General features: G+C 45.0%; 11 protein-coding genes. 4 read left to right on the top strand and 7 right to left on the bottom strand.

The window, feature by feature from the left end; translation table 11 throughout:
- Positions 1 to 69: 69 nt before the first annotated feature.
- The 4 genes from X939_RS0119895 to X939_RS0119880 form a co-directional block, all read right to left on the bottom strand.
- Entirely contained in the window at positions 70 to 756 is a 687-nt protein-coding gene (locus X939_RS0119895; RefSeq protein ID WP_025765037.1) for a response regulator transcription factor, read from the bottom strand.
- Positions 757 to 793: 37 nt separating this feature from the next.
- Positions 794 to 2,035 carry a sensor histidine kinase gene (locus tag X939_RS0119890; RefSeq protein ID WP_025765036.1) on the bottom strand — a complete coding sequence of 414 codons (1,242 nt, stop codon included), beginning with the start codon at positions 2,033 to 2,035 and terminating at the stop codon, positions 794 to 796.
- Between the two features lie 113 nt (positions 2,036 to 2,148).
- Positions 2,149 to 3,012, bottom strand: a complete 864-nt coding sequence (locus tag X939_RS0119885; RefSeq protein WP_044200156.1) for an N-acetylglucosamine kinase — start codon at positions 3,010 to 3,012, stop codon at positions 2,149 to 2,151.
- Between the two features lie 54 nt (positions 3,013 to 3,066).
- A complete protein-coding gene (locus X939_RS0119880; RefSeq protein ID WP_025765034.1) occupies positions 3,067 to 3,297 on the bottom strand; it encodes a cytochrome b5 domain-containing protein in 231 nt (76 codons plus the stop codon).
- Between the two features lie 136 nt (positions 3,298 to 3,433).
- Between X939_RS0119880 and X939_RS0119875 the strand changes: the two genes are divergently transcribed.
- A complete protein-coding gene (locus tag X939_RS0119875; protein WP_025765033.1) occupies positions 3,434 to 3,886 on the top strand; it encodes a hypothetical protein in 453 nt (150 codons plus the stop codon).
- A 97-nt stretch (positions 3,887 to 3,983) separates the two neighbouring features.
- Positions 3,984 to 5,009 (top strand): thiamine-phosphate kinase, encoded by a 1,026-nt coding sequence (gene thiL, locus X939_RS0119870; RefSeq protein WP_025765032.1) that lies wholly within the window; start codon positions 3,984 to 3,986, stop codon positions 5,007 to 5,009.
- A 208-nt stretch (positions 5,010 to 5,217) separates the two neighbouring features.
- Here thiL and X939_RS0119865 read toward each other — a convergent pair whose 3' ends face one another.
- Positions 5,218 to 6,048: an aminotransferase class IV gene (locus X939_RS0119865; RefSeq protein ID WP_025765031.1), complete on the bottom strand. Its 831-nt coding sequence runs from the start codon at positions 6,046 to 6,048 to the stop codon at positions 5,218 to 5,220.
- Positions 6,049 to 6,266: 218 nt separating this feature from the next.
- On the opposite strand from X939_RS0119865, the gene X939_RS0119860 reads away from it, so the two are divergent.
- Complete coding sequence (locus X939_RS0119860; protein WP_025765030.1) at positions 6,267 to 7,241, top strand: polyprenyl synthetase family protein; 975 nt, start codon at positions 6,267 to 6,269, stop codon at positions 7,239 to 7,241.
- Between the two features lie 52 nt (positions 7,242 to 7,293).
- Entirely contained in the window at positions 7,294 to 7,914 is a 621-nt protein-coding gene (locus X939_RS0119855; RefSeq protein ID WP_025765029.1) for a rhomboid family intramembrane serine protease, read from the top strand.
- Here X939_RS0119855 and X939_RS0119850 read toward each other — a convergent pair.
- Both X939_RS0119850 and secA read right to left on the bottom strand, forming a co-directional pair.
- Entirely contained in the window at positions 7,906 to 8,565 is a 660-nt protein-coding gene (locus tag X939_RS0119850) for a phosphatidylserine decarboxylase family protein (RefSeq protein ID WP_025765028.1), read from the bottom strand. The genes X939_RS0119855 and X939_RS0119850 overlap by 9 nt on opposite strands.
- 185 nt (positions 8,566 to 8,750) lie before the next feature.
- On the bottom strand, positions 8,751 to 12,089 hold the full coding sequence (gene secA, locus X939_RS0119845; protein WP_025765027.1) for a preprotein translocase subunit SecA: 3,339 nt from the start codon (positions 12,087 to 12,089) through the stop codon (positions 8,751 to 8,753).
- Between the last annotated feature and the right edge of the window lie 39 nt (positions 12,090 to 12,128).

The raw sequence follows: 12,128 nt of genomic DNA, 5'->3' as shown, positions 1-12,128 counted from the left end.
AAATGAGGGTGCAAATATAGGAACTATAGTTTTCCCTTGCAAGCAACTGCCAAAGATAATTACAATTAATTACCAACGTACCTTGAAGCCTACCCCGTGAATATTATCTATTTTAAAGGCAGGGTCACCGGAGAGGTATTTTCTAAGGCGAGAGATAAACACGTCCAGGCTCCGGCCCATAAAATAATCGTCATCCCCCCATATAGCCTTCAGCAAATCCTCTCTTTTAATAATTTCTCCAGGTCTTTCCACCAGATATTTCAGCACTTCGGCCTCCCTAAACGTTAGAGTCTGAGTCTGATCATGAAGTGTTAGAGTAAGCTTTTCAAAATTGAAAGAATGCAAACCCACCTGCATAATCCCGGGTTGCTCCACCACCTGAACAGGACCATTGCTTCTTCTGAGGAACACCTCAATCCGAAGCTGCAATTCTTCTACGCTAAAGGGTTTGGTAACATAATCGTCCGCACCGAGCTGAAGCCCTTTAATCTTATCTTCCTGCAAAGAACGGGCCGTCAGGAACAAGATAGGAACCTGCGCGTCCTGCTGACGTATTTGACGCGCCAACTCAAACCCATCCATTCTGGGAAGCATAATATCCAGTACACATATGTCAAAATGCTCTTTTTCAAATATTTTGAGTCCTTCGACCCCATCATGGGCATGCACAATATCATAATCGTACTGTTCCAGACTATCGGCAGTGGCAAATGCCAGATTGGGATCGTCCTCTACATATAATATTTTCTTTTTCAATTCCGCTGTATTTTTTGGTAAAAGATCTCATTTAATCCTATAAGGGGATAGCAATCCTGAAGGTACTCCCCTTCCCTAAAACGCTCTCTAGGGTAAGCTTCCATCTATGCGCCCGTACTATCTGTTTTACATAGCTCAGACCAATCCCAAAGCCTTTAACATTATGAACATCCCCGTAGGTAATCCGGAAAAATTTATTAAAAATTTTCTTCTGGTATTCTGGAGCGATACCTATGCCTTTATCGGCCACTGAGACACTACATCGCTTTTTCTCAAAAACAACATTTACTTCAACATGTGGTTCACCAGTGGAATATTTTAGAGCATTATCTACGAGGTTATTGATCATACATCTGAAATGGAAAGGATCGGCATCCACTTCCTGCTCTACGCCTTCTGTAACCAAAGTCACCTGATCTCCATAGGGCTCTAAGACAGAATTGATTACCGTTATTAAACTAATCCTTTCCATGGCTAAGGACAGGGCATTTTGCTCCGCCTTGGCCATGCTAAGCACCATTTCGACCTGTCCTTGCATGCGTTTTATCTCTTCTTGAACGATCTGTACATAACGCTTATGTCGCTCGGGCTGGGTAGCTATTTTATCGCTATTAAGCACATCGGCGGCTATGCGTATGGTAGAGATGGGCGTTTGAAGCTCATGAGTCATATTATTGACAAAGTCCTTCTGCACCTCGGAAAGTTGTTTTTGTCGCAGAATAATAAAAAGGGCATATGCGAAGAAACATACGGCCACCAAGACCAGTGCCGAGGATCCAATAGCATTGTTGATACTCCCAGCAAAAAAAGTAGCCTGTTCGGGAAACCGGACCCCGAAATAATATGGGTATTTATCAGTTTTTATCCAGCTGGAGGTGGGTGTTGGGGACTTCTCATTATTCTTCGTGCTCAAAGACATGCCATAGCGGATGCGATTGGTGGTACAATCATATATACCCACCTCAAAATCCGTAATCAGTTTATGCTTCTGAAAACTTTCTTTCATATAGAGCTCCAGGAGCTCTGGCTGCGTAGTGGAATTGGTATTCACCAGGAAATACCCTGGAGATAGCTGCTCTACGGGGTTAGTGGTTTGCATCACTCCACTTACAATCGCAAGCCTGCCTGCTACATCCTGCAATGCGACATGGGCATTTTGATTAAATTCCCTACGGCGAAGCTCCAATGCCTGTTTTACCCAGAATATCTGCGTGATGACTACCCCCATAATGAGGGCCGCCGAAAATACCGTTAACCATTGAATTGTTTTCCTTGACATATTTCTCAAACCGGGTGCATCATCGCACCACGGCAGCTTTCATTGAATTGGTAAATTAAATCGGTGATACAGTTTAACAACAAATTTCAGGGCTATTGCGTGCCCGGGCTCTCCTATCCTACCAGATGGTAATCCACCAAGCCTTGCAAGGGAGCTTTGGCTATTACTCCTATTCTCAGTCCTTGCCTGTCGACCTGTTTCTCCAAAATATCTCTGAAATAATAGGCAATAGAACCAGTGAAACTCACTGGAAGATGCGCGGATTCGGGATGTTTCCTGATATATTTGGTTATGAAAGAGGCAAAGGCCTCACCCACCATCTCCTGTATAAAAGGATGATGTGTATGCCTGGCGATAAACTTGGTAAAGCCAGCAAAATATCGATTGGGGAATGGCTGGCGGTACGCACGATCCAGTACCGATAGCCGATTGATGTCAGGAAAATTTGCTTTAAAATCTTCCTGAATTACCTCAGGCAATTCTCCTTGTAAATAAGCGACCAGTAAGGTTTTTCCTAGGTAAGAACCACTCCCTTCATCTCCAAGCCAAAAACCTAGAGAGCCTATAGAACGCGTGATATGAGCCCCGTCGTACAAGGCATTATTGGCTCCAGTACCCAAGATACAGGCCAATCCAGGCTTATGTCCACATAGCCCTCGGGCAGCTCCTAGCATATCACTAGCGACCAGCAAATGTCCAAGGTCGGGGAATACCGACTTAAGGCTTTCAGAGATGGGCTTGGACGAGAGCTCATCGGCACAACCGGCACCGTAGAAATATACAGAATCAATTGGCTCCGGTAAGTTCGGAAGGACCTCTGCCTTCAATATTTCTATAATTTCGTCCTGATTCTGATAGAAAGGGTTCATTCCCGTCGACTGAAACTGTTCCCTAACGGAAGCTTCACTCACCCGAACCCAGTCAGTTTTGGTGGAGCCGCTATCGGCAATAAGTATATTGGTTGTTTTACTAGACATTTTCCTGAAAATTTGTTGATTGCACTTTGCTTATATACTACGCCTATTCTAAAATTATCCTACCAGCTTACCAATTACACGAAAACGATTAAACACCTGGTCGCTGTGAGGAGCATCTCCAAGTTCTTTGGTCAGGTCCTGCCCTGCCCAGTGTTCGTAATGATGCCCATTACGCCATAACCGCGAGGTAGTAACATCATAAATAATACCTTGGTAAGCACACCAGATTTCCTCTCTATCCTGCCCATTTCGCAGGGCCAACTGAGCCCGGGAATATTGCTTCATTTAATCGTCTGGTTTTTCTAAAATTTCAATTACCGAATTATCAGGCAAATAAAAAGCATCTGAGGATAATATTTTGATTTTAAGCCAAAAAAGTAAGAACTTGGCACTTTGTTTTGCACAAACATAAACCTGAAATATGAAAAAGGAATACGCTTTTGTATGGTGTATACTCGTAGGGCTCATCTGCTGGACAGCCTCTTGCAAGAAAAAGGTAGCCCCTGTATCGGAGAGGATAGCCAAAGCATGGCTGGCAGAAACCGTTAACCATGATAATGTAACCGTATATCTGAAGGGAGGCACGGCTAATACCTGGCCGGGTTATTCAGACTTTCGGCTTACCCTTAGTACTGTAAACGGTGAAAATCGGGTCACTTACGTAGAGTTTAATAAAAATAGCTTCAGTGGTACCTGGGCATTGGAAGGAGATTCGAAACTGATTCTTAAAGGATTGGAACCCCAGCCTACCGGAACAGGGGGCACCATCGAATTTACGATTACCTCACTGGATGATACCAAACTCGTACTGACCAGAATATCGACCAGCAAGAAAACAGGAGACACCAAGAATACCTATACCTTGACCCGATAATCAGGTATTTTGGAACCCAGCATTCATTTATTTCATTGATATAGTTCAAGCCATTTCGATTTTGAAGTGGCTTCTTTATTTGAAAGCCTAAATTAATATGTCACAAACAAGAACGGAAATCAGCAGCCTAGGTGAGTTCGGACTGATTCAAAGGATCAACAAAGGTATTACACCCAACCTTCCCGACACGGTTACGGGCATAGGCGACGATGCTGCAGTGATCGATCTAGGAGAGGAATTTGGCCTTTTATCTACCGATTTACTATTAGAAGGCGTCCATTTTGACCTGTCTTTTTTCCCTTTAAAACATTTGGGATATAAGTCCGTTGCCGTCAATGTATCGGACATAGCCGCCATGAATGGCAAGCCTCACCAAGTCACCATTGGAATAGCCCTTAGCAACAGGTTCTCTGTTGAAGCCGTAGATGAGTTCTATGAAGGGGTAAAACTCGCCTGTAAAGACTTTAATGTAGATCTGGTAGGAGGGGATACCACCTCTTCCCGTTCCGGACTTATCATCTCAGTAAATATATTTGGCCGGGTAGCAAAAGATAAGATTACGTATAGACATGGGGCAAGAGCGGGTGATCTCCTGTGTGTAACCGGAGACCTGGGGGGAGCTTATCTGGGCCTCCAACTTCTGGAACGTGAAAAACAAGTCTACCTTGCCAATCCGAATATGCAACCGGAGCTGGATGGAATGGACTACGTGATCCAACGACAATTGAGGCCAGAAGCACGCATGGACGTGATATACGAGATCGCAGAGGCCGGTGTGCTTCCTACCTCGATGATCGATCTGTCGGACGGGCTCGCCTCCGACCTGCTGCATATTTGCGCCCAGTCGGGAGTTGGGGCGGTGGTCTTTGAGGAAAAGCTCCCCATAGATGACCAGAGCTTTCTGGCAGCCACTGAGCTGAAACTTAGCCCTATCACTGCAGCATTGAATGGTGGCGAAGATTATGAACTGCTCTTCACCGTTCCGCAATCGGCATACGACCTGATCAAAAACAACCCTAAAATTAGCTTTGTAGGGTATATTACCGATGTAGCCAACGAGGTATTATTGCACACTAATGGTGATAACCGTATCCCTATTACTGCACAAGGCTGGCAGCAGTAGTAGTTTAAGGAAGTTTTATATTAGGCACGATCAGTAAGGATCGTGCTTTTTTTTGGAACAGTATACTGCCTCTATTTCTGATATAAGAACGGCAAGCATGCGCAGCTCATGAATAGGGAGAGACAACTGTACTTTTTATAATAGGCACTCTGGATTCAGGATATTATCGGCTAAGTCGAGCCTCTGTATCTGGTAATAAATAATGAATCTATTTTCCCCAATTTATAAGTACCTCCTCAAACATTTGTTGAAGCATACGCGTCTTTGGACCTGCTGAGCCCTGACCAATCACCTGGTCGCCAATCTGACGAATGGGCATAACCCATTTGGTAGAACTGGTAGTAAAGACCTCTTCTGCTTCCAGCAATTCGGTAAGATATATGGGACGTATAACGATCTCAAAATGATCCTGGGCAATCTCCAAAACTACCTTTCGGGTAATGCCATGGAGAATATGACGGTCTGTAGTAATCAGCTGATCTCCTTTGAAAAAGAAAACGTTGCTCCGGGTGAGTTCGCTTACCTCATCATCTTTATGGAAGAGCAAGTCAGCGGCTTGCTTTCTTTTCATCTCCTCGGCCATCAATATCATATGAACATAATTTGTCGTTTTGACAGTAGGCAAATCCCGTACGTATTCATATGGAAGCACTTTGATACCCTTGCTTCGTCCCTCTGGGCTGTCCATTGGAAGCTGTTCCGTACGAATAATGAAATTAGGACTTTGGACCTGTACTCCATCGGGAGAATGGCCTCCAGACAGGATAAATCGAAATGCCACTTCCGGCTCTCCTGATCGAGTATAGAGTTCAGTCAATATATCATATGCCTGTTTCTGGGTCAGTGGAAGGGGTAACTTCAGCAAACGAGCCGAGTTTTCAAATCTTTTCCAGTAATCCTCCCACCGGAAAGGGATACCGTTATAAGTTCTAAAAAAATCGAACATAGCAAAACCCCGAATTAGCCCCAGATCATTGGACTGTAAGATGGACGAATCCAATGGAAGGACCTGCCCATTAAAATATTGAAAAAAAGCCATACGATATCATTTTTCTATAAACCAAAGCGCTCAGGATACTAACCAAGCCGCATATAGCCTAAATATATTAACATTTTCGGCATAGATAGCAGTCAATTCCCAGAACCTTTTGAGATTTACGTTACTATTTAGGTACTTTGCGTGCTTCCCTTAACGATTAGGGAACACAATCGAAATGCAGGATATCCATGTTCCTCCTGACTTGAATTAACCGTTGAATGATACAGATTGATCCACTTCTAAAAAATCTGCACGAAGCTTTTGCAGTACATCGTTACGGAACACATCCTTCCGAGCTTTACGATCCTATTCAATACATTATGTCATTGGGCGGCAAGCGATTTCGGCCCTTGCTGACCTTATTATCGGCCTCCCTATATACCGACGAGCTGGACAAGGCACTTAAACCGGCCATGGCCGTGGAAGTCTTTCATAATTTCACATTGATGCACGACGACATTATGGACCAGGCTCCGCTACGCAGGGGCGAGCAAACGGTACATGAAAAGTGGAATGCTAACACTGCAATTCTCTCTGGGGATGTCATGCTGATTAAGGCCTACGAATTATTGATACAGGTTCAGGATGATCGCCTTCGGAATGTGCTCGAGCGTTTCAATATAACGGCTGCGGAGGTATGCGAAGGTCAACAGCTGGACATGAATTTTGAAACCCGCTGGGATGTAACAGAGGCCGAATATCTGGAGATGATCCGACTGAAGACCTCTGTTGTACTCGGAATGGCTCTGGAGCTGGGGGGCATCATTGGCGGAGCCGATGCTAGTAGCAAAAAATCTTTGTATTTGGCCGGAGAGACCATGGGTATTGGTTTTCAGCTTAAAGATGATCTCTTAGATGTATATGGAGACCCCACTAAGTTTGGCAAACAAGTAGGAGGAGACATCATGGCCAATAAAAAAACCTTCCTGCTTATTGAAGCACTGGCCAGAGCCACCGGTGAGACAAAAAAGGCCCTTTATGGATGGATTGAAGCTTCTCATTTCGAAAAAGATGAAAAGGTGGAGGCCGTAAGAAAAATATATGACCAACTCGGTATCAGGGCCCTCACCGAGGCTAAAATTGCGGAATGCTTCTCAGCAGGAATTGCCCATCTGGAAGCTTTACCCGTAGACGAATCCAGAAAAAAGCCTTTATTAGAATTTGTTTATAATCTCGTAAATCGCGAAAATTAATCGTATGAGGGGCTCCTTTGCCCTTTCAGCCTTCACTTATCCTTTCCCTTATATGTCAATTACCATCATTTTAATCATCATCATCTGCGGCATCAGTTATTATGCCTTCAATAATTATTCCTTTATGGAAAAGATGATCATGAATCCTTATCGGGTAACGAAGAAAAATGAATATTATCGCTTTATCACCTCCGGCTTCGTTCATGCCGATTATGGCCACCTAATTTTTAATATGCTTAGCTTATGGTTTATTGGAGAAGGGATTGAGCGGCTTTTCGCTATGCTCTTTGGAGCCAGTGGCACGCTCTACTTCCTGGTGCTATTTATTCTCGGTATCGTGATTTCAGATGTACCCACCTTCTTCAAGAATAAATCCAATTCCAATTACAACTCTCTCGGAGCTTCGGGAGGAGTGTCGGCTGTATTGTTCGCAGCCATCTTATATGCCCCTCTGATGGACATATATCTCTACTTCTTCATTCAGCTTAAGGCATTCATATTCGGAATTCTGTTTCTGGGTTACAGCTACTATTCCGATCGTAAAGGGGGCGGCTATATCAATCATAGCGCCCACTTATACGGCGCCCTGTTCGGAATGGTATTCATGGCGGTGGTCTACCCTCCCTCTGTACCTCAATTTTTTCAACAGATTCTTAGCTGGCGTTTATTTTAATTCGGCTAAGACGGTGACACTCCCTACTGTTTTGTCCTGCAGATTCACCTTAATTTCTGCGTCCAGTGGAACGAAGATATCGACCCTAGAGCCGAACTTTATAAAGCCCATTTCGGTACTTTGTTCCACTTCATCTCCTTCTTTGACATACCAGCGAATACGACGGGCGGCGGCTCCGGCTATCTGACGGAACAAAACGTCTACTCCCGCATGATTCCGGATAACTACCGTAGTTCTCTCATTTTCGGTACTCGATTTGGGATGCCAGGCTACCAGGTAAAGTCCTGGATGATATTTAAAATACTGGATCACCCCCGAGATAGGGTTCCAGTTGATATGCACATTCAGGGGAGACATAAAAATACTGATCTGGCGTCGTGGACCTTTAAAATATTCCGTCTCAACCACCTCTTCGATCACCACCACTTTGCCGTCGCAGGGAGCGACAACCTGGGTTTCACTCTTATAGCTCAACCGCTTAGGAACTCTGAAAAACTGTACCACCAGTATAAAGATCACGATACTAGCCGCCAGGGCCAGTCCGGTAGCCCAGTGTCCGTCAGGCAGCCAATAATTCAAGCCTAAATTAATAAGGAGCAACACGATGGCCGTTACCGTCATGATCGTATATCCTTCTCTATGCAATTTCATATCAGGGGTGTTAGTACATTCGATTCGATTACAGTGTGCAAATATCGCATATTTCCTGATTGTATCAGAAAGAAAAACCCTGCCTTTCTGTTACCGAAGGGCAGGGTATCCATTTAGGGGGAGCCGATTACTTCTATCGCCGACCAATTCTGGACAGAATAGAGATACGCTAAGCAGCCCTTATTTTATTCTATTACAACGCATTCGCCATTTTTGACCTCCTGCTCTACTTTCTTATACTTTACATCACGCAGGATGCGTCCATCGCGGTATTGAACCGAAACTTTTTGATTGCGATCAGCAATTTTATCAACTCTTACCGGTTGAGCTTTCGTAGAATTCTCCATATGAGGAGCATGACCATTCGCAGTTTCGGCCTCTATCTCCTCTTCCCGGTTGGTATGCAACTCGGGCGTAGGCGCCGGGCGACGTACCTGCTGAGGCACTGCCGTAGGGGGCGCCTCTTGTTCCTGGGGTATATCGGCCCGCATTAAGAAGGAGATCATGTCAAAATTAACCTTGCTCAAGAAACGCTTGAAAAGCTCTACCGATTCGAACTTGTAAATCAATAATGGATCCTTTTGTTCAAATACCGCATTTTGTACCGATTGTTTCAAATCGTCCATCTCACGCAGGTGCTCCTTCCACTCCTGATCGATCAAAGATAGTACGATGGCCTTTTCCATTTCCCGGGTAATCTCTTTGCCTCCCGTTGCAATGGCCTTTTCGAGCTTCACCACTACGCCTGTCTGGCGTACTCCATCCGAGAATGGTATCATAATTTCGGTGATGGTAGCACCACGTTCCTCATAAATAGAGTTTAGAATGGGCAGTGCCTTATCTGCTATAGCCTGATTCTTATCCTGATAGTGCTTCTCGGCTGCCTGATAGAGTTGCTGCAAGCGCTCCTGGGGTTTCATACTTCCATAGGCCGACTCTGTGTAGGGAAGCTCAATACCCAGGGTAGTAATGGCCGCTAACTCAAGACTACTATGGTTTTCCGCTACGTTTACAATCTCCTCACATACATCAAACAGGGTATTAGCGATATCTACCGCCAAACGATCGCCAAACAGAGCGTTTTTCCGGCGACTATAAATCGCCTCCCGCTGATAGTTCATCACGTCGTCGTACTCCAACAGACGCTTACGCATTCCAAAGTTATTTTCTTCAACTTTCTTCTGAGCCCGTTCAATCGATTTGGTAATCATACTGCTTTGGATTACCTCACCTTCCTCCAGCCCCATGCGGTCCATCACCTTGGCCATACGATCTGAACCGAATAAACGCATCAGGTTATCTTCCAGAGAAACAAAAAACTGAGACGATCCTGGATCCCCCTGACGACCGGCACGGCCCCTCAGCTGGCGGTCTACCCGGCGACTTTCGTGCCGCTCAGTACCAATAATGGCCAGACCACCTGCAGCCTTAACATCCGGTAAAAGCTTAATATCCGTTCCCCGACCCGCCATGTTGGTGGCAATGGTCACCGTTCCAGGCTTACCCGCCTCGGCAACCACTTCAGCTTCGCGCTGGTGCTGCTTGGCGTTCAACACTTGGTGAGGTATCTTCCGTAGGGTCAACATCCGGCTGATAATCTCAGAGTTTTCTACTGAGGTAGTACCGACCAACACGGGTCGTCCCTCCTGTACCAACTCCACTATTTCATCTGTAACTGCATTATACTTCTCCCTTACCGAACGATATACCTTATCTTCCTCATCTTTACGGACTACCGGTACATTGGTGGGAATAGAAACTACATCTAATTTATAGATTTCCCAGAATTCCCCCGCCTCGGTTTCTGCCGTTCCAGTCATACCAGCTAACTTATGGTACATTCTGAAGTAATTTTGCAAGGTGACAGTGGCATAGGTCTGGGTAGCATCTTCTACCCGAACATTCTCTTTAGCCTCAATCGCCTGATGTAGACCATCAGAATAGCGACGACCGTCCATAATCCGCCCGGTCTGCTCATCTACAATCTTAACCTTGCTATCCATGATCACATATTCCACGTCCTTCTCAAACAAGGTATAGGCTTTCAAGAGCTGATTGACCGTATGAATACGAGCAGTTTTCACAGAGTAGTCCCGTATAAGGGCCTCCTTCTCGATAATACGTTCCTGTTCGGTTAGACTGGCGTTTTTTTCAATAGCGTCAAGGTCTACCGCAATATCGGGCAAGATAAAGAAATTCGTTTCTTCGGACTCACCCGTCAAGAAATCGATTCCCTTTTCTGTAAGTTCAATGCTATTATGCCTTTCGTCAATCGTAAAGTACAAGGGCTCATCGGCCAATGGCATCAATTTCTGATTTTCGGCCAAATAAATCGATTCCGATTCCTGCATCAATGCCTTGATACCAGGTTCACTTAAATACTTGATCAAGGGTTTATATTTAGGCATCCCTCTATGCGCACGGAACAAAGCCAGAGATCCCTCCTTCCGGTCTCCTGAATTAATTTTCTTCTTAGCTTCATTTAGCAAGTCCATCGCCAAGCGTTTCTGTGCTTCTACGATCTTGGCTACCCGAGGTTTCAGTAAAATATATTCTTGCTCATCTCCGCGCGGAACAGGCCCGCTGATAATCAAGGGGGTACGTGCATCATCGATCAATACAGAATCGACCTCATCCACCATAGCGAAATGATGTTTACGCTGCACGAGCTCTTCTGGTGTGCGTGACATATTGTCACGCAGATAATCGAAACCAAACTCATTATTGGTACCATAGGTCAGATCGGCCCGATACGCATTCCTGCGCGCCTCCGTATTAGGCTGATGGAGATCTATACAATCCACGCGCATGCCATGAAATTCAAAAAGAGGGGCGTTCCACTCTGCATCACGCTTAGCAAGGTAGTCGTTGACTGTTACAATATGCACTCCCTGTCCGGCCAGTGCATTCAAAAAAGCAGGAAGAGTAGCTACCAGGGTCTTACCTTCCCCCGTAGCCATCTCCGATATTTTACCTTGGTGCAATACCAGACCACCGATGAGCTGAACGTCATAATGCAGCATGTTCCAACGGATAGGTTGGCCAATTACATCCCAGGTGGTCTGCCATGTTGCCTGATCGCCCGCAATTTGAACATGCGACTTCCGAGCCGCAACTTCTCTATCTGAATAGGTCGCAGTCACTGTAAGGCTATCATTTTCCTTAAAACGCCTTGCCGTTTCTTTGACAATTGCAAATGCCTTTGGAAGAATATCCAATAACACTACCTCCAATTCCTTATCTCTCTCCTTGACCAGGCCGTCAACCTGCTTGAATATAGCCTCCTTGGAATCGACATTAGACTCCACCACTGCTTGTTGCTTTAAACTGTCTATCTGGTCGTCGATGGACTTGAGTTGAGCCGCAATATGCGCCTTCAAAGCAGCAGAGCTATCCCTTAATTCGTCGTGTGTCAAAGCAGCCAGTTTAGCGTATTCTGCATTGATCTTATCGACATAGGGCGTCAGATCCTTAAGGTCGCGTTCAGATTTTGTTCCAAAAATCTTAGAAAATATTTTAAACATGATCTTCCTATATTGAATTTATATCCTCTTATATGATAA

It is taken from the genome of Dyadobacter tibetensis Y620-1, from assembly GCF_000566685.1.
Classification (GTDB): domain Bacteria; phylum Bacteroidota; class Bacteroidia; order Cytophagales; family Spirosomataceae; genus Dyadobacter; species Dyadobacter tibetensis.
The sequence above is the reverse complement of the archived record's forward strand: the minus strand, read 5'-3'. Positions and strand labels throughout refer to the sequence as shown.